We start from the raw sequence: 16695 nt of genomic DNA, 5'->3' as shown, positions 1-16695 counted from the left end.
GTCAGTCGAGCCAGACGTGCTGGCCTTCGGGGGTGACGGTGAGGCCGAAGCGGTCGGGGGTCGGACGGTTCCAGGCGTTCCACTGGTGGACGGCCGCTTCCAGCTCGTCCCACAGGTCGCGCGGACCGCGTTGGACGACCTCCGCGCGGGACGCGTCGCCGGGAAAGATCGCGAGCGCGTGGGAGTCGCCCTGCCTCGCCGCGACGCGCAGGGTGCCGTCCGCGTTGGTGACGGCGTGGCCCCGCACGTCCGGGAGGAGGCCCGCGACAGCCAACGAAAGACCCTCCGGTGCGGACGCGAGGTCGTGCGGGTCGAGCGTGCTCACCGACTCGCGGGGCTCGCCGCTGATCGGGTCCTCCGGTGGACGCTGGGAACGCAGCGGCATGAAGCCGGACGGCCCATGAAAGCGTCCAGTCGCGATGCCGTCGTTGACAGTGAGCCGCACGATGTGGCCCGTCTGCCAGCCAGGCGTCCACGGCAGCACGATTACGCCACCGGCCTTCGACTGCCCGACCCACTCATACGGGATGCGGGTGACACCGCAGGTGACGTGGACGCGATCGTAGGGTGCGCGTTCGGGGTGCCCGAGTGCGCCGTCGCCGACGATGACGGACGGCATGAGGCCGACGCTCTGGAGGTTGGCTCGGGCCTGGGCGGCGATGGCAGGGTCGATCTCGACGCTGACGACGCCGTTCTCGCCGAGAAGTGAGGCGAGCAGACCGGCCGTCCAGCCCGTGCCGGTGCCGATTTCGAGGACGACGTCGCCTTTCGCCGGAGCGAGCAGTTCGAGCATGGCGAACACGAGGCTCGGCGCCGAGCAGGAGCTGGTGGCCACGGCGAACGGGTCACCGGGTTTGTCCTTGATGTCGAGCGCGCCGTCATTGAGCTGGACGCCGATTGCAACGTCCGAATACACCGCGCGGAGCCAACCGGCTGGGTCGAGATCGCGGTCGATCCACGAAGCGGGATCGTCCGGTAGCGCACCGACCAGCGCCACAGCCGGAATGAACCGTTCCCGAGGCACCGCATGCGCTGCCTCGGCCCACGCTTCCGGCACCTTCACCCCGCCGAAGTCCACACGGACATTGTCCGTTCGCGCTCGCACAGTGAGCAAGCGGTCGCCGAATGTCGCGGCGGGGTGACGCCTGGCATCCCCTGGCCCTAGCGATCAAGCCACGACTCAAGTGCGGTGTTCGAGCGTCCGGGGCGAGACGATGGGGGGATGCCACATGATCGACTCCTGCGGGCCCGAGGCTCGTTGCTCGGGCTGGCGCTCGGGGACGCGCTCGGCTCCCAGTTCTTCGTTCCCTCCAACCGTCCGCACCTGGACGCCCGGTCGCTGCCGCCCTCGCCCTGGCAGTGGACGGACGACACCGAGATGGCCTGCTCGGTCTACCTCGTCCTCGCCGTCCACGGGGGCGTCGAGCAGGACGCGCTCGCCGCGTCCTTCGCCGAACGGCACGACTTCGACCGCGGGTACGGCCCCGCGACGAACCGGATGCTGAGGCTGGTGCGGGAGGGCGGCGACTGGCGCGAGCTGGCGGCCGGTCCGTTCGACGGGTCCGGCTCGTGGGGGAACGGGGCCGCCATGCGTGTCGCTCCTCTCGGCGCGTACTTCGCGGACGATCCGGCCGAGGCGGCTCGGCAGGCCGCGCTCTCCGCGACCGTCACGCACACCCACCCGGAGGCCGTCGCGGGAGCGGTCGCGGTGGCCGTCGCCGCAGCGCTCGCCGCGTCGGGGCCGCGGCGGCCGGGACCGTTCATCGACGGGGTTCTCGAGTTCGTCCCGGCCGGGACGGTGCGCGACGGGCTTCAGGAGGCGCGGCGGCTGCTGACCTTGTCGGATGCTGAGACCGTCGCCCGCGTCCTCGGCAACGGACGCGCCGTCGCCGCCCACGACACGGTGCCGTTCGCGGTCTGGGCCGCCGCCCGGAACCTCGGCGACTTCGAGCGGGCCTTCTGGACGACCGCGTCCGCCGGCGGGGACGTGGACACGACCTGCGCGATCGTCGGCGGCATCGTCGCCTCGGGGATGGAGCCGGGCCGACTGCCCGAGGCGTGGCGAGCCGCGGTGGAGCCGCTTCCGGACTGGGTTTCCGGCGCCTGACCCGCGTGGACGGCGGGTTACGAGGTGCAGGTCGGGGTGGTGGGGACGGTGCCGGTCACCAGGTAGGTCGCTTGGGCGGTTCGGGCGCAGGCGGAATTGAAGAAGGCGGTGTGGCCGCTGGTATCGGCCACGAGCAGGTGACTGCGGGCGATCTCGCGGTGCAGGCCCTGGGCCCAGACCAGCGGGGTGGACGGGTCGTACCGGGTGCTGGTGATCAGGATCGGGGGAGTCCCGGTGACCCGCTGCGGGCCCCACGGGTCGGACGCCGGGAGGGGCCAGGACGCGCAGAGGTCGGTCAGCGCCCACGCCTCGGACGCGCCGCCGGTGTGCGGGGAGATCGCGCGGACGTGCCGGAGGCGGGACGCGGTGTCGGCGTAGCCGCGCAGTTGCGGCGGGAAGCTCTGGCAGCCGATGGCGGCGTAGGCGTCCTGAGGCTGGCCGACCATGGTGTTGTCGGCGAGGACGGACGCGTCGCCCGCTCGTGCGCGCGCGATGCCGTCGCCCAGGACCGTCCAGGACGAGGGGAGCACCGCGGACGGGCCGAACATCAGCAGGTTCGGCAGCACCATCCGGATCGCCTGGTCGTCCATCGCCTTCGGACCGGTCTTGGTGTTCGGGGCCGGGATCGGCGCGCGGGCGGCGCGGGCGAGCAGGTCGTCCCAGACCTTGAGGACGTTCTGCCCGTGCAGCGCGCAGGACGCGGACGCCGAGCACCAGGCGGCGAACCGGCGGAACACGGTGGACAGCGCCGACGCTTCCTCGTAGAGGAAGTCGCGCGGGCCGACGGCGTGGTCCATCGCGCCGTCCAGCACCATCGTGCGGACGCGGTGCGGGAACAGGCGGGCGTAGGTCTGGCCGAGATACGTCCCGTAGGAGAGCCCCAGGTAGCTGACCTTCTTCTCACCGAGCGCGGCACGGATCGCGTCCATGTCGCGGGCCGCGCTCGGAGTGTCGACGTGGGCGGCCAGGCCGGGCGGGGAGCTCCTGACGCACGACTGCCCGTAGGCCGCGCTCTGCCGCCGGACCGAGGCGAACTGGGCGGGGGAGTGCGGGAAGACCGGCACGTCGGCGGAAAGGGCCGGGCCGCCGCAGGTCACGGCGGTGCTCGCGCCGACGCCGCGCGGATCGAAGCCGACGATGTCGAACCGGTTCCGCAGCGGCGCGGGCATCAGAGCCTCGCCGCCCTCGGCGACCAGCTCCGCGCCGGGCGCGCCGGGGCCGCCGAAGTTGACCAGCAGGGTGCCGATCCGGTGTTTCCGGTCGAGCGCGGACAGGCGGGACAGGCGGAGCGTGATGATCCGTCCGCGCGGGTCGGCCCACGACAGCGGCACCGTGACGTCCGCGCACCGCGCCCGCCCGCCGCCAGGACAGGGCCCCCAAGCGGGTGCGGGCGCGGTGGACGGCGCGGCGAGCGCGGTTCCCGAAGCCGAGGCGGTGGCGGTCAGTCCCGCGACGGCGAGTGTCACCCAACGTGATCTCCTCATGCGGGGGACGCTACAGAGACCGCTTCTCCCGCTCATCCACCCTCGGGCTGACGCACGATCAGCCGACGGGATGAGCGGCCTTCCGCCCAGCCCCAGGGTCCTCCGCGGTCACGGCTTGGCGAACTGCTCCACCAGCACCGCGTATCCCTCGCCGCCGCGTCCCTCGGCGACGGCGCGTCCGGCGATGTCCTCGATCAGTTTCGGCAGCTCCGCGCTGACGCCGAGCGCCTCGCTGGTCTCGACGAGGTGGCGCATCGCGGCGACGTGCGTGTTCAGGGACGAGTCCAGGCCGGGGTACTCGCCGTCGTCCACCTGCCGCGCGTAACCGGGGAGCCAGGCCGCGACGGTCTCGACGCCCTGGACGGCGAGCGGCGCGAACGACGAGGCGTCCACGCCCGCGGCCTTCAGCAGCGCCACGCCGTGCAGGAAGCCGTTCAGCATGTTCCACATCAGGCTCAGGGCGGCCGTCTCGTGGAGTGCGGTGAGCGTGGGATCCTCGCCGAGGTGCCGCGCCCCTGAGCCGAGGCTCAGCAGGGTCGCCGCCTGCGCGTCGTAGACGGCACGAGGGCCGCTGTAGACGATGGTGGCGTCCCCGCCGATCACATCCGGCGCGGCCATGATCGCGCCGTCGAGGTAGGCGGCTCCTTGACGCTCCGCCCAGGCCGCCAGGTCGCCCGCGTCCCGCGCCGTCCCGGACGTGAGGTTCACCAGGACCCGTCCGTCCCAGCCACCGGTCGCGTCGAGGACGTCGCGGACGGCCGCGTGGTCGGTGAGACACACGACCACGAGCGGACTCGCCGCGACCGCGTCCGCGACCGAGCCGGCCGCGGTCGCCCCCTCGGCGACGAGCCCCTCGGCCTTCGACGCCGTCCGGTTCCAGACCGTCGTCGGATGACCGGCGCGCAGGAACGCCGAGGCCAGTGCCCGCCCCATCAGCCCGAGGCCGAGGACCGTGACGGGAGTTCTGTTGTGGTTGTCCATGGTTTCCGCCTTTTCGTGGTGACCGATGGCAGAATCCTCAACGTTCACACCGGTATGAAGGTCAAGGGGGAAGCGCGGTGCGGATCGGGGAGCTGAGCCGGAGGACGGGGGTGAACGCGCACCAGCTGCGCTACTACGAGACCCAGGGGCTGCTGGCGCCGGAGCGGAGGCCGAACGGCTACCGCGAGTACGCCGCCGACAGCGTGCTGGTCGTGGCGCAGATCCGGCGGCTGCTCGCGGCCGGGCTGTCCACGCAGGACATCGCCTACATCCTGCCCTGCGCCACCGGCCCCGACGCGGTGGTGGAACCCTGCGCCGAGCTCATCGACATGCTCCGCGCCCGCCTGGGCGGCCTGGACGAGCACATCGACACGCTCACCCGCACCCGCGAGACGCTGAACGACTTCATCGCGGCCACCGAGCGCCACCTCCAGGACGCCTGAAGAAGCCCAGGAGGTGGCGCGGCAAGGCGTCGGAAGCGGCTAGGACTGGGCCTTTTCGTAGAACGCCCGGACTCGGGCCGCCTGACCGTGCTCGTCCAGTTCGACGACGTCCAGAGCTCGGTTGCCGTTCTCGCGCCAGTACAGCAGGGCGTATCCGCCGGGACTGGTCAGGAACGCCTCTTCGGTGAACCGCAGCGCCGGCGCGAGTTCCAGGCCCCGCTCGAAGTGGCGGCGCAGCTCCGCCCTGCCCCGCAACCGTCCGTCCGGACGGTCCCAGCGGGTCACGACCGTGGCCGCCGCGAAGTCGACGTCCTCCGCGTAACACGCCATGACGGCGTCCAGATCGCGGGCTTCCCAACCGGCCAGCCACTGATCCGCGTGTGCTCTCGCATCCATGCCGACCAGTATTCGCGAACGGTCGTCCCGTGCCTCGCGCGGACGCTCGTCGGGCGCCTCGCGCGGATGCTCGTCCCGGGCCTCGCCCGGACGGTCGTCCCGCGCCCCGCCGCCCCAGGTGCCCGAGTTATCCGACCGGCAGGCAGATCGCCCAGGCGGTGATCGTGGCACCGGGAGTGTTGTCCAGCGTGGTGGGGACCTCCCAGCCGGTGTTGTTGTTGATGGGATGGCCCTTCTCCCCGAGTCCCGCGTAGCTGTTGGGCTGGGGTGTGTATCCGCCGCTGACCACCGTGTAGCCGGAGGGGCACTGGGCCGTGGCCACGGCCACCCCGTTCGTCGGGACAGGGGTGCCGTTCACCGTGATCGTGGGTCCGGAGGCGCCGTTCGCGCCGGTCGGACCAGTAGGGCCTGTCGGGCCTGTCGCTCCCTGCGTTCCCGCGGGGCCTGTCGCTCCTTGCGCACCCGCCGGTCCCGTGGGGCCCGTCGGACCGCGCGGGCCCTCGGGTCCTGGCGGGCCTTCGGGGCCTGTCGGGCCGACCCGCCCCGAGCACTCGTCATGCCGAGGACAGGAGCCCGAGCATCCCCGGTCGTGCCAGTGGCAGGTTCTCGGACACCGTGAGTGGTGTCGAGGGCAGGAGGTCCGGGTGGCGTGGCCGCCGTCGCGGCCGAAGGCCGGCTGGGTGGCGCTGCCGCCGAAGGCCGGCTGGGCGGCGATGCCGCCGACACCGACCGCTGCGGTGAGAGCGGTGGTGGAGAGCCATCGAGTGATCTTCATCCAGTGAGCCCTTCTCGGTTCCCGTGGGAGTCCGGACGTCGGCAGGGCGCCCGTTCTTGGCCGCCGCCCGCCTGGTGACCGCCGGCTGCCGCTCGCGGCACCGGACGGCGGCGAACACCACCGTGTTCGCACTCCAGATCCGGCCAACCCTCGGCTGACCAGCGACGATGTGATGTCTCCCCGAGTCGTTCCCCGGAACTCGATCAAGGGAAACCCCAGGTCCGCCCGACCGACGGCCAGGTCGTCCGGCGCGCCCGCAGCTCGCCGGGACAGGCGAAAACGGTCCGCCGGACGACCCGGCGGACCGTTAGGAGTAGCGAGGACGGTCGGTGTCAGGGATGCCGGCGGACGGCCACCAGCGCGTTGGTCGTGAAGTTCACGGTGAACGAGCCGCCCAGGCCGTCGATGGCCCGCCCGAGCCCGTCCAGCAGCTCGTCCATCTTCGGCGCGGGGATGTGCGGGGCGACCCCCGTGGTCGGGACGTGGTCGAGCCACTCGTCGCGCGTGTAGCGGCGCGTCCACTCGTACTCCCAGGTCTCCGGGCCGGTGAACGCGGAGGTCGCGCGGATGCCCTCGGACGCTCTTTCCACGATGGCCTTCGCCCCGTTCGAGTTCGCCCTCGGACGGCTCAGGGCCTCCAGTTCGGGCAGGACGCGGGAGTAGACGGGGGCGAACGCCTCGGCGGCCTCGGACTCGGGCTCGAAGAGGTGCCAGAACGCGGCGAGCACACCGTCCGGACGCAGGACCTCGGCGGCCTTCGCGGCGGCGGCGTCCGGCTCCAGCCAGTGCCACGTCGTCGCGGACACGACGGCGTCGAACGTCCGGCCGGACGCGTCCCACTCCTCGAACTTCGCGACCTCGACGTCCAGGCCCCGGGAGCGGGCGAACTCCGCCATGCGCGCGTCGGCGTCCACGCCGAGGACCGCGCATCCCGCCGCCTGGAACTGGCGCGACGCGATACCGGTGCCGCAGCCGACGTCGAGGACGTCCCGGCCGGGCGCGGCGGCGACGATCCGGTCGATCAGCGCCTGGGGGTAGGCGGGCCGGGCGCGGTCGTAGCGGGCGGCGGACGCGCCGAACGACTCGGCCATCTCGCGGGCCTGGTGGGCCTCGCGCCCCGCGAAGGGACGGGGCGGCCCGGACGGTAGAGTGGGCATGCGCCCACATTAATGGGCACCTGCCCACTCAACAAGGGGGACCGCCGCGCATGCCGACCGGAGTGGCCATCCGCGACCCGCGCCAGCACCTGTTCGACGCGGCCGAGCGCGTCCTGCTGGCCGCCGGCCCGAACGCGCTGACCAGCCGCGCCGTCACCGCCGAGGCGGACGTCGCCAAGGGCGTCCTGCACCGGCACTTCGCCGACTTCGACGCCTTCCTCGCCGAGCTCGTCGAGGACCGGACGCGGCGCGTCGAGGCGGACCGCGCCGCGCTCGTCGCCGCCGCCGGGACCGGCGAGGTGGTCGGCAACCTCACCGCAGCGATCACCGCGCTGTTCAGTCCCGTGGCCGTGGCGATGGTCGCGCTGGTCACCTCCCGGGACGGCCTGCGCGCCCGGCTGCGCGCCGCCGGACTGCCGGGGCTGCCCGTCCTGACCCAGGGCACCGCCATGATCGCGGAGTACCTGGAGGCCGAACGCGCGGCCGGCCGCGTCGCCCCCGGCGCGAGCGCCGACACCCTCGCCCTCATGCTCGTCGGCAGCGCGCACATGCACTTCACCAGCGGCGACGGCGGCGACGCGACCCTCCGCGAGATCGTCGCCACCACCGTCACCCTCACGGGCTGACCGCCGCCCGGGAGCGCAGCGCCGCATCACCGCAGCGCTCCCCGCCGCATCACCGCGGCGCTCCCCGCCGCGTCGTCGCGCCTCTACCCGGCGGCCTTCGCGGCCTGTTCCAGCTTGTCGCGGTAGTCGGCCCACCAGGCGAGGTCGCTCTCGGGCATGTTCTCCCGGCCGACGCGCATCCCGACCATCCCGTCGATGAGCTCGCGGACGACGTCGGCGTGCCCGGCGTGCCGGTGCACCTCCGTCGCCACGTGGACGAGGATCCGGTCGAGCGTCACGTCCGCGCGCTCGGCGGGCCACCAGCGGACGCGGCCCGGCGCGTCCAGCGGGAGCTCGGTGATGGTCGCGTCGGCGAACGCGCGCACCCGCTCGTACAGCCCGAGGATGTCCGCGCGCGACTCGTCGGGGGTCGCCCACATGTCGGCGTTCGCCTCGGCGTCGTCCTGGATCCAGGGCAGGTGCTCGGGGAAGGGACGGCCGAACGTCTCGCCGAAGTACAGCGACTCGACGCCCGCCAGGTGCTTCACCAGGCCCAGCAGGTTGGTCCCGGTCGGGGTCATCGGACGGCGGACGTCGTACTCGGACAGCCCCTCCAGCTTCCAGAGCAGGGCGTCACGGCCCGCGACGAGGTATTCGTGCAGGTGGCTCTTGGTGTCGGTGCGCGGTTGTGTCATGCGGCCAGTCTGACGGCCGCACCCGTGCCGATGTCCACCCGTTTCCCGCTAGTGTGCCGGGCATGGTCAGTGTCGCCCTTTTCCACCACGTCCAAGGGCTGACGCCCGGGGTCCTGGAGTTCGCCGAGACCCTGCGCGCGGCGGGCCACGAGGTGGTCACGCCCGACCTCTTCGAGGGCCGCACGTTCCCGACGCTCGAGGACGGCGTCGCCTACGCCGAGGGCGAGCTCGGGACCGCCGAGACGATGCGGCGCGCGGGCGCCGTCACCGCCGAGGTGTACGCGGGGTTCTCGTTCGGCGCGGTCGCGGCGCAGTACCTCGCCCAGACCCGGCCGGACGCGCGCGGCGCGCTGCTCTACGAGGGCGCGATCCCGCCGCGGTTCTTCGACGTCCCGTGGCCGGTCGGCAAGCCCGCGCAGGTGCACGTGGGACGGGACGACCCGTGGGCTCCGCAGGACGAGTACGACCTGTTCGTGCAGGCCGCCGGGGCCGAGCTGTACCTCTACGACGCGCCCGGCCACCTGTTCGCCGACTCGTCCCTGCCGTCGTACGACCCGGACGCGACCGGACGGCTCGTCGAGCGCACGCTCGACTTCCTCCGCGCCCTGGAACCCACCGCCGTCTGACCGCCGTCCCGGCGTCCACGGCCACCGATCGCCCGGCGTTGCCACGGCCGCGGCTAGCGGTCGTGCGCCGACGCCTCCTTGGCGACGCGCTCCAGCCGGTCGCGGTACCGGGCCCACCAGGCGGCGTCGCCCTCGGCCATGTTGCCGCCGTCCGGACGCCGGCCGACCGCGCCGTCCACCAGCTCGCGGACGATGTCGGCGTGCCCCACGTGCCGGTGCGTCTCGCCGATCATGTGCACCAGGACGCGGTGCAGCGTCAGCTCCGGCCCGCCGCCCCAGGGGAGGCGGCCGACCGCGTCCAGCTCCAGGTCGGCGATGAGCGCGTCCGAGTGCCGCCACGCCCCCCGGCCGCCGCGCCCCTACCGCCCCCTTCCGCACGAAGGGGCGCGGCGGCGCGGCCTCCTCTTCGGACGTTCCGGACGGCGGCCGTGGAATGCCGGACGGCGAATGATCCACGCGGTCTGGCGGTCCGGACGCGCGGGGGAGGAGGATGGACGGGTGACGGATTACGCCCGTGAGTTGAGGCGGCTCGTCGGCACCCGGCCCCTGCTGCTGCCGAGGACCTCGGCCGTCCTGGTGGACGAGGCGTGGCGGCTGCTGCTGCTCGACCGCGCGGACGGCTCCGGCTGGTGCCTGCCCGGCGGGCTCATGGAACCCGGCGAGTCCTTCGAGGAGACCGCGCGGCGCGAGGTGCGCGAGGAGGTCGGCGTCGAGCTCGGTGAGCTCACGCTGCTCGACGTCTTCTCCGGCGCCGAGTACTACTACCGGTTCCCGCACGGCGACGAGATCTACACCGTGACGGCGGCCTACCTCGCCCGCGTGCGCTCGGACGCCGTCCTCGACGTCGATCCCCGGGAGGCGCGGGAGGCGCGGTTCTTCGACATCGACGACGTCCCGGAGGACGTCCTCGCCACCGAGCGCCCGATCATCGCCCGGTACGCCGCGCACCTGAAGTCGAGCAGGCCGGCCGGGGAGTAGCCCGGCCGCGATCTGAGTATGTGAGCGGATATGCGGTCTCGGACGCGCGTTCGAGGATGGACGGGTGCGCAGACCTCTCGTGCCCTTGACGGGCCTCGTCCTCGTATCGTCCCTCACCGCCTGCGGCCTGACGCCGACCGCCGAGAACAAGGCCGTCTCGAACGCCCGCGACACGGCGCGCCGGATGAGCAACGTCCTGATCGGCGCCCGGTCGCTGTGGCGTGCCCGGGACATCGGACGGCGCGCGTCCGAGATGAAGGACGCCGAGGTCCTGAAGGTGTCCGGGACGTCCCGGCGTGACGGCGACGGCGTCCGGCTGATCATCCGCGTGGAGGGGCGGGCGACGGACGCCATGAACGCCGACGAGGTCGTCGCCAGGCCCTGCTTCGAGTTCCGGGTCTCCGACCGGGTCGAGTGGGACACCACGCCGCCGAAGGTCGACTGCCCGCCGAACCCGCCGCTCACCTTCGGCCCCTGGCCGAAGGACCCCGAACTGCCGTCGGTGGCGCGGCTGCGGAAGGCGGTCCCGGGCGTCCCGAAGGGCGGGCGCGCCGACGAGGCGAAGGTCCGCCGGGCCGTGGAGGCGCTGCGCCTGGACCCGGCGATCATCACCGAATACCTCACGCAGGGCGACACCGTCGGCGTCTCGCTGACCGTCAAGCCGTATCTGGACGGCGCGCTGGACTGCGTCCTCGTACGCGTCGCGCCCGGCAGGACCGACGTGTTCGTCCCGTCCACCATCCAGCGGATGCCGGGGGAGGGCGGGTGCTCAGCGGGCAACGCCATCAGCCCGATGCCGCCGCCGCACTGACGACCCCCGGCAGCAGCGCCAGGGGACTCGCCGTGGTCGGTGAGCGTGATGGTGCGGTAGCCGTGGGGTGACAAGGCGAAACCCCCTCCGTGCTCATGCGCGACGGGGGTCCGGGTAGGAGAACCAGCCGGTCAAGGGCGGCTGTCGTCGGCCCCTTCGGAGGTCCCCGGTGATCCGCTCCCGGCCGGGGCGGGCACGGTTCCGGACGTCGGCGGGCCGGGTTCGGTGCTCGCGACCCTCGCCAGCGTGTACGAGGGACGCTCGTTGAGCGCCGCGACATCCAGGAAGGACGTCTGCCGGTACGCGCCCGCGATGCTCTCCAGCTCGTGCGGCGCCAGCACGTCCTCGATCCGGTGGAAGCCGTCGGGCGCGCGCTGCTCCACGGTGTGCAGGACGCGGTCGGCGGGCATGTCCCGGCACGCCAGCACGATCGCGTTGACGGTCCTGCGCCGCGCCGCCTCGTACTGCGCCAGCCCCTCGTCGGCGTCGCCCGCGCGGGCCAGCTCGTAGGCGAGCGTTCGCGCGTCCAGGACGGCCTGGGACGCGCCGTTGGAGCCGATCGGGTACATCGGGTGGGCGGCGTCGCCGAGCAGGGTGACGCGCCCGTGGGTCCAGCGCGGCAGCGGGTCCCGGTCCACCATCGGGTACTCCAGGATCCGCTCCGCGCCCCGCAGCAGCGCCGGAACGTCCAGCCAGTCCCACCTCCAGTCGGCGAAGTGGGGCAGCAGGTCCGCCAGGTCGCCGGTCCGGTCCCAGTCGGCGGTCCCCGCCGTCTCGTCCGGCGACCTGACCTCGGCGACCCAGTTGAGCAGCGCGGTGCCGTGCTCGCGCTCGTGCCGGGCCGAGATCGGGTACACCACGAGCTTGGTCGTGGCGTTGCAGCCCGCGACCAGCATCGACCGGCCGTCCAGGATCGGCTCGCCCGCCGTGACGCCGCGCCACATCCGGATCCCGTTCCAGAGCGGCGCGCCCTCGTCCGGGTACAGCGTCCTCCGGACGGTCGAGTGCAGCCCGTCCGCGCCGATCAGCACGTCGGCCTCGACGACCTCCTCGGCGCCGGTCGCCCGGTCCCGCAGCGTCGCGCGGACGACGCCGCCCACCTGCTCGAACCCGACCAGCGCGGTCCCGGTGCGGACGCCGTCCGGCCCGAGCCGGTCCAGGACCGCCTCCAGCAGCGCCATCTGCAGCTCGCCGCGGTGGATCGAGTACTGCGGCCAGCGGTAGCCCAGCGCCGTCCCGCGCGGCTCGGCCCAGATCAGCCCGCCGTGCCGGTCGCGGTGCTCCATCCGCGACGGCGGGATGCCGAGGTCCGCGAGTCGGTCGCCGAGCCCGAGCTCGGTCAGCTCCCGCACGGCGTGCGGCAGCAGGTTGACGCCGACGCCGAGCGGAAGCCACCTGGTCACCGAGTCGACGACCTGCGCGGTGATGCCGTTGACGTGCAGGCCGAGCGCGGCGGTCAGACCGCCGATCCCGGCGCCGACGACCAGTACGCGCATCCTTCTTTCTCCGCCTACTCGGTGCCCTGACGGAGTGAAGCGGCCTCCACGACGGTGCCCGCGTTCTTCCGGCCTCGCCTCCGACCGTTCTTGGCGCGCTTCGGTTGCTCGGCCGCCTTCTTCTCGGCCGTCTCGTCCTTGGCCGTCTCGTCCTTGGCCGTCTCGTCCTTGGCCGTCTCGTCCTTGGTGGCCTCGGGCTCGGAGGGCTGCTCCTCGACGGCTCCGTCGTCGGTGGCCTTCTCCTCGGGCTTGTCGCCCGACGCCTTGTCCTCGGCGGGCTTGTCCTCGACGGGGGCGTCCGCGGCGGGCTCGTCCTTGGCGGGCTCGTCCTTGGTCGCTTCGGCTTCGGCGGCCTTCTCGGCGGCCTTGGCCTTGCGGGACCTGCGCTTGCGGGCGGGCTTGGCCGGAGGCGCCTGTTCCGCGGTCTCGGTCTCGGTCTCGGTCTCGGCCTTGGTCTCGGACGTCTCGGTCTCGGACTTCGCGTCCTCCGACTTCGCGTCCTCGTCCTTCTTCGCGGTCTCCGTCTCAGCGGTCTCCGCCGTCTCCGCCGTCTCCACGGACTCCGCGGGCGCGGCGGTCTCCGCCTCGTCCGGCTCGGCGGCGGTCTCCGGAGCGGTCCCGGTCTCGTCCTCGGCGACGGCGGTGCCGCGGATGAGGCGTCCGACCTCCGCGCGCATCCGGATGAACTCGGGGTCGGCGCGGGTCTCGATCTGGTCGCGCTCGGTCGGCAGGTCCACCGGGAGGTCGGCGCGGACGCTCGTCGGGGACTTGCCGAGGACCACGACGCGGTCGCCCACGTACACGCTCTCGTCGATGTCGTGGGTGACGAGCAGGATCGTCATCTTCTCGGACCGGTGCAGCTTGAGGACCAGGTCCTCCAGGTCCTCGCGGGTCTGGGCGTCGACCGCGCCGAACGGCTCGTCCATGAGCAGCAGGGACGGCTTGTACGCCAGCGCCCGCGCGATCGCGACGCGCTGCTGCATGCCGCCCGACAGCTGCCAGTGGTACTTGCGGCCCGCACCCTCGAGGCCGACCTCGGCGAGGGCCTTGTCGGCCGCCTCGCGGCGCGCGGACCGGGACAGGCCCTTGCGCTTCAGCGGCAGCGCCACGTTGTCGCGGACGGTCATCCACGGGAACAGGGAGCGGCTGTAGTCCTGGAAGACCACGGCCAGGTCGTCCGGCACGCCGTCGATGGGCCTGCCGTTGAGGGTGACGGTCCCGCCACTCGGGCTGATGAGTCCGGCGATGCAGCGCAGCAGCGTGGACTTGCCGCAGCCGGACGGCCCGACGATGCTGACCAGCGAGCCGTCCTCGACGCTGAGAGTGAGGCCGTCGATCGCCGTGTGCCCGTCGGCATAGGAATGAGTGAGGTCGGCTATCTCCAGCACGAGCGTCCTCTTCTCGGAGTCGTTGGGGAAGACCGGGGCCGCCCCGCGCGCGGGGCGGCCCCGGCGCGGGTCACTGGGCCCAGGGCTGGTACATCGGGGACTTGTCCGAGGCCACGGTGATGTCGAGCAGGTACGGCCCGGAGTGCGTCAGCGACTCCTCCAGGGCCTTGTCCAGCTCGTCCGGCGAGCCGATCCTCCGGCCCGGGACGCCGAGGCCGCCGGCGACGGTGGCGAAGTCCAGGTCGGGGATGTCGGAGCCGGGCGGGTTCTGCATGCCGAGCCGCCGTCCGAGCGCCTTCACCGCGCCGTACCCGCTGTTGTTCAGGATGAGGATCGTCAGCGGCACGTCGTGCTGCGCCGCGGTCCACAGGGCCTGGACGGAGTACATCATCGAGCCGTCGCCGATGACGAGGACGACGCGTTCGCCGGTTCCGGCCTGCTTCGCCTCCAGCGCGCGGCCGACCGCGACCGGCAGGCCCCAGCCGAGCGCCCCGCTGCCCGTGGTGAGGAAGCCGCCGGTCTGGTTGATCGGGATCCGCGCGTGGAAGGCGTCCCGGTAGCTCGGGACCTCCTCCACGATGACGGTGCCCTCCGGCAGCGCCTCCCGGATCCCGTCGAGGACGAGCCCGACGTCCATCGGGTCGGTCGCCATGGGCGTCGCGGGCAGGCCGCGCCGCTCCGGCTCGGTGCGGCCCAGCCGGTCGGCGGCCTCGTCGTCGATCAGGGTGAGCAGCTGGGCCACGGCGGGTCGCACCGTGGTGAGCAGGCTGGTCCCGGTCGGCGCCCACGCGGTCTGCTTGGGGTCGCAGTCCAGGTGGAACAGCCGGGCGCCCTCGGGGACGAACGGGCCCTCGCCGTGCACGTGGTAGGCGAAGACCTGCGCGCCGAGCACGACGATCAGGTCGTGCTCGCCGAGCCGGCCGACGATGTGCTCGCGGACCGGCGGCAGGAAGCCGCGGAACAGCGGGTGCGTCTCGTCGAACCCGGACCGGCCCGACAGCGGCGCGATCCACACGTGCGAGCGGGTCCGCTCGGCCAGCGCGACGACCTCGGGCATGGCGCCCTCGTCGTCCACGCCGGACCCGACGACGAGCACGGGGTTGCGGGCCGTGTTCAGCGCCTCGGCGAGTTCGGCGAGGGCCTCGGGCGACGCGGTGAAGTCGCCGCGCACCTCCCGGACCTCGACCGGCTCGGCGGGCTTGTCCCAGTCGTCCTCGGGGATGGAGAGGAAGACCGGGCCGCGCGGGTGCGTCATCGCGATCCGGTGCGCCTCGGCCAGCGCGACCGGGACGTCCTCGGCGCGCGCCGGCTGGAGGCTGGACTTGACGTACGGGCGCGGGAACTCGGCCGGCTCGTCGGCGCCCAGGAACGGGCGGTACGGGAGCATCGCCCGTCCCTGCTGGCCGGCGATGATCACGACGGGGACCCGGTCCCGGTAGGCGTTGAAGACGGCCCCGAGCGAGTGCCCCACGCCGCCCGCCGAGTGCAGGCTGGCGAGCGCCGCGTGGCCGGTGCCGAGGGCGTGCCCCGCCGCCGCGGCGACCGCGACGGTCTCCTGCAGGGCGAGGACGTACTCGAAGTCGTCGGGCCAGTCGGTGAACATCTTCAGCTCGGTGGAGCCGGGATTGCCGAAGATGGTCGTCATGCCCACCCGACGGCAGTAGTCGTAGAAGGCGTCGCGGACCGTGTATTCCGTCATGACGGAGAAGTGCCTTTCAGGTGGATCAGGACTGCGCGGTGAAGAGCAGCGACTTGATGTCGGGCTTCGACTTGAGGAGCTTGGCGGCCGTCATCAGGTCGACGACCCGCTGGAGGCGCGTCTCGTTGTTGGACGTCGGGTAGCCGGGCAGCGTGATGACCGGGGCGACCTGCGCCGGGATGCGCGCGTACCCGGGCAGCACCTGCTCCACCTGCTTGCGGTCGCCCGCGGCGATGGCCTGCGCCTTGAGGATCGCGCGCTGGAACGCGGCGGCCGTCTTGGGGTTCTTGGAGACGAACTCCTGGGTGCTGACGTAGCCGGAGATCGGCATGTCCTTCACCGGCTCGCTGCCGCCGTCCACGACGACGCGGTCGCCGTTCTTCTTCTGCGCGTCGGAGAGGAACGGCTCGACCATGTGCGCCGCGTCCACGTCGCCCTTGTCGAGAGCCTGGCTCATCTGGGGGAACGGCACCTTGACGTACTTGACCTTCGTCGGGTCGACGTTCTTGGCGCGCAGGATGGCGTCCAGCGTCAGGCTCTGGATGTTGTTGGGGATGTTGACCGCGACCTTCTTCCCCTCCAGGTCCTTCGGCTCCTTGATGGGGGAGTTCGCCTTGACGATGACGTTCATCATGTTCGAGGTGAGCGTCGCGCCCTCGTTGAGGATCTTCAGGTGCAGCGCGCCCTGGTCGTTGGCGCTGAGGAAGGACACGTAGTTCGCGCCGGCGATGACGTCCACCTGGCCGGCCTTCAGCGCGGGCAGCGCCGCGGTGGACTGCTGCACCGGCTGGATGGTGACCTTGAGGCCCTCGGCCTCGAACAGCTTCTTGGACTGCGCGATGTAGAGCGCGGCACCGTCCACCAGGGGCAGCGAGGCGACGGTGATCTTGCCGCCGTGCTCCAGGCCCTTGCTGCTTCCGCTGCTGTCGTCCCCGCCGCAGGCGGCGAGGGAGGACCCGGCGAGCGCGATGCCCGCCGCGACAGCGGTGAGTCGTCGAAGCGACCGCATATGAACTCCTTGATGGGTGCGGGGGGAGGGACTAGCGGGGGGTCG

At 72.7% G+C, this 16695-nt stretch carries 18 protein-coding genes and 1 pseudogene; 7 read left to right on the top strand and 12 right to left on the bottom strand.

The annotated features are described in order from the left end of the window. Position 1: 1 nt before the first annotated feature. Entirely contained in the window at positions 2 to 1078 is a 1077-nt protein-coding gene (locus DZF91_RS15010; RefSeq protein WP_117358089.1) for a methyltransferase domain-containing protein, read from the bottom strand. Between the two features lie 144 nt (positions 1079 to 1222). Here DZF91_RS15010 and DZF91_RS15005 point away from each other — a divergent pair, with 144 nt between their 5' ends. Then, positions 1223 to 2107, top strand: coding sequence for an ADP-ribosylglycohydrolase family protein (locus DZF91_RS15005; RefSeq protein WP_117358088.1), 885 nt, complete (start codon positions 1223 to 1225; stop codon positions 2105 to 2107). A gap of 17 nt (positions 2108 to 2124) precedes the next feature. Here DZF91_RS15005 and DZF91_RS15000 read toward each other — a convergent pair whose 3' ends face one another. Beyond that, a complete protein-coding gene (locus DZF91_RS15000; protein WP_158587948.1) occupies positions 2125 to 3591 on the bottom strand; it encodes an alpha/beta fold hydrolase in 1467 nt (488 codons plus the stop codon). A gap of 108 nt (positions 3592 to 3699) precedes the next feature. Then, the gene (locus tag DZF91_RS14995; RefSeq protein WP_117358086.1) at positions 3700 to 4572 is read right to left on the bottom strand and encodes an NAD(P)-dependent oxidoreductase; all 873 of its coding nucleotides are present in this window, start codon (positions 4570 to 4572) and stop codon (positions 3700 to 3702) included. A 77-nt stretch (positions 4573 to 4649) separates the two neighbouring features. On the opposite strand from DZF91_RS14995, the gene DZF91_RS14990 reads away from it, so the two are divergent. Continuing rightward, a complete protein-coding gene (locus DZF91_RS14990; RefSeq protein ID WP_117358085.1) occupies positions 4650 to 5015 on the top strand; it encodes a MerR family transcriptional regulator in 366 nt (121 codons plus the stop codon). Between the two features lie 39 nt (positions 5016 to 5054). Here DZF91_RS14990 and DZF91_RS14985 read toward each other — a convergent pair whose 3' ends face one another. Further along, the gene (locus DZF91_RS14985; RefSeq protein ID WP_117358084.1) at positions 5055 to 5411 is read right to left on the bottom strand and encodes a nuclear transport factor 2 family protein; all 357 of its coding nucleotides are present in this window, start codon (positions 5409 to 5411) and stop codon (positions 5055 to 5057) included. Positions 5412 to 5538: 127 nt separating this feature from the next. Continuing rightward, a complete protein-coding gene (locus DZF91_RS42040; protein WP_235834301.1) occupies positions 5539 to 5769 on the bottom strand; it encodes a hypothetical protein in 231 nt (76 codons plus the stop codon). A gap of 286 nt (positions 5770 to 6055) precedes the next feature. Between DZF91_RS42040 and DZF91_RS42035 the strand changes: the two genes are divergently transcribed. Further along, a complete protein-coding gene (locus DZF91_RS42035; protein ID WP_235834300.1) occupies positions 6056 to 6193 on the top strand; it encodes a hypothetical protein in 138 nt (45 codons plus the stop codon). A gap of 325 nt (positions 6194 to 6518) precedes the next feature. Here the strand turns inward: DZF91_RS42035 and DZF91_RS14975 are convergent, their stop codons facing one another. Beyond that, entirely contained in the window at positions 6519 to 7343 is an 825-nt protein-coding gene (locus tag DZF91_RS14975; RefSeq protein ID WP_117358082.1) for a class I SAM-dependent methyltransferase, read from the bottom strand. Positions 7344 to 7393: 50 nt separating this feature from the next. On the opposite strand from DZF91_RS14975, the gene DZF91_RS14970 reads away from it, so the two are divergent. Continuing rightward, positions 7394 to 7969, top strand: coding sequence for a TetR/AcrR family transcriptional regulator (locus DZF91_RS14970; protein ID WP_117358081.1), 576 nt, complete (start codon positions 7394 to 7396; stop codon positions 7967 to 7969). Positions 7970 to 8052: 83 nt separating this feature from the next. Here the strand turns inward: DZF91_RS14970 and DZF91_RS14965 are convergent, their stop codons facing one another. Then, positions 8053 to 8643 carry a DinB family protein gene (locus DZF91_RS14965; RefSeq protein ID WP_117358080.1) on the bottom strand — a complete coding sequence of 197 codons (591 nt, stop codon included), beginning with the start codon at positions 8641 to 8643 and terminating at the stop codon, positions 8053 to 8055. A 62-nt stretch (positions 8644 to 8705) separates the two neighbouring features. Here DZF91_RS14965 and DZF91_RS14960 point away from each other — a divergent pair, with 62 nt between their 5' ends. Then, the gene (locus tag DZF91_RS14960; protein WP_117358079.1) at positions 8706 to 9269 is read left to right on the top strand and encodes a dienelactone hydrolase family protein; all 564 of its coding nucleotides are present in this window, start codon (positions 8706 to 8708) and stop codon (positions 9267 to 9269) included. Between the two features lie 53 nt (positions 9270 to 9322). Here the strand turns inward: DZF91_RS14960 and DZF91_RS14955 are convergent. After that, positions 9323 to 9598 (bottom strand): annotated as a pseudogene (locus tag DZF91_RS14955) (mycothiol transferase); the annotation flags it as partial. Positions 9599 to 9767: 169 nt separating this feature from the next. On the opposite strand from DZF91_RS14955, the gene DZF91_RS14950 reads away from it, so the two are divergent. Next, positions 9768 to 10247, top strand: a complete 480-nt coding sequence (locus DZF91_RS14950; protein ID WP_117358105.1) for an NUDIX hydrolase — start codon at positions 9768 to 9770, stop codon at positions 10245 to 10247. A gap of 64 nt (positions 10248 to 10311) precedes the next feature. After that, entirely contained in the window at positions 10312 to 11058 is a 747-nt protein-coding gene (locus DZF91_RS14945; RefSeq protein ID WP_147341158.1) for a translation initiation factor IF-2, read from the top strand. Positions 11059 to 11189: 131 nt separating this feature from the next. Here the strand turns inward: DZF91_RS14945 and DZF91_RS14940 are convergent, their stop codons facing one another. From DZF91_RS14940 to DZF91_RS14925, 4 genes are all read right to left on the bottom strand, one after another. Continuing rightward, on the bottom strand, positions 11190 to 12554 hold the full coding sequence (locus tag DZF91_RS14940; RefSeq protein WP_117358076.1) for a flavin-dependent oxidoreductase: 1365 nt from the start codon (positions 12552 to 12554) through the stop codon (positions 11190 to 11192). Positions 12555 to 12568: 14 nt separating this feature from the next. Continuing rightward, positions 12569 to 13942, bottom strand: coding sequence for an ABC transporter ATP-binding protein (locus tag DZF91_RS43165; RefSeq protein WP_117358075.1), 1374 nt, complete (start codon positions 13940 to 13942; stop codon positions 12569 to 12571). A gap of 70 nt (positions 13943 to 14012) precedes the next feature. Next, complete coding sequence (gene mdlC / locus DZF91_RS14930) at positions 14013 to 15641, bottom strand: benzoylformate decarboxylase (RefSeq protein ID WP_117358074.1); 1629 nt, start codon at positions 15639 to 15641, stop codon at positions 14013 to 14015. A 25-nt stretch (positions 15642 to 15666) separates the two neighbouring features. After that, the gene (locus tag DZF91_RS14925; protein WP_117358073.1) at positions 15667 to 16650 is read right to left on the bottom strand and encodes an ABC transporter substrate-binding protein; all 984 of its coding nucleotides are present in this window, start codon (positions 16648 to 16650) and stop codon (positions 15667 to 15669) included. Positions 16651 to 16695 lie beyond the last annotated feature (45 nt).

Source organism: Actinomadura logoneensis (genome assembly GCF_003428695.1).
GTDB lineage: Bacteria > Actinomycetota > Actinomycetes > Streptosporangiales > Streptosporangiaceae > Spirillospora > Spirillospora logoneensis.
Note: the sequence above shows the minus strand (reverse complement) of the source record. Positions and strands in the feature narration are given on the sequence as shown.

What these genes read in the sequence shown, in the direction of transcription:
- DZF91_RS15005 (WP_117358088.1), top strand. Translation starts at nt 1,223, where the DNA reads ATGCCACATGATCGACTCCTGCGGGCCCGAGGCTCGTTGCTCGGGCTG.
- DZF91_RS15000 (WP_158587948.1), bottom strand. Translation starts at nt 3,591, where the DNA reads ATGAGGAGATCACGTTGGGTGACACTCGCCGTCGCGGGACTGACCGCC.
- DZF91_RS14995 (WP_117358086.1), bottom strand. Translation starts at nt 4,572, where the DNA reads ATGGACAACCACAACAGAACTCCCGTCACGGTCCTCGGCCTCGGGCTG.
- DZF91_RS14985 (WP_117358084.1), bottom strand. Translation starts at nt 5,411, where the DNA reads ATGGATGCGAGAGCACACGCGGATCAGTGGCTGGCCGGTTGGGAAGCC.
- DZF91_RS14975 (WP_117358082.1), bottom strand. Translation starts at nt 7,343, where the DNA reads ATGCCCACTCTACCGTCCGGGCCGCCCCGTCCCTTCGCGGGGCGCGAG.
- DZF91_RS14970 (WP_117358081.1), top strand. Translation starts at nt 7,394, where the DNA reads ATGCCGACCGGAGTGGCCATCCGCGACCCGCGCCAGCACCTGTTCGAC.
- DZF91_RS14965 (WP_117358080.1), bottom strand. Translation starts at nt 8,643, where the DNA reads ATGACACAACCGCGCACCGACACCAAGAGCCACCTGCACGAATACCTC.
- DZF91_RS14960 (WP_117358079.1), top strand. Translation starts at nt 8,706, where the DNA reads ATGGTCAGTGTCGCCCTTTTCCACCACGTCCAAGGGCTGACGCCCGGG.
- DZF91_RS14940 (WP_117358076.1), bottom strand. Translation starts at nt 12,554, where the DNA reads ATGCGCGTACTGGTCGTCGGCGCCGGGATCGGCGGTCTGACCGCCGCG.
- mdlC (WP_117358074.1), bottom strand. Translation starts at nt 15,641, where the DNA reads ATGACGGAATACACGGTCCGCGACGCCTTCTACGACTACTGCCGTCGG.
- DZF91_RS14925 (WP_117358073.1), bottom strand. Translation starts at nt 16,650, where the DNA reads ATGCGGTCGCTTCGACGACTCACCGCTGTCGCGGCGGGCATCGCGCTC.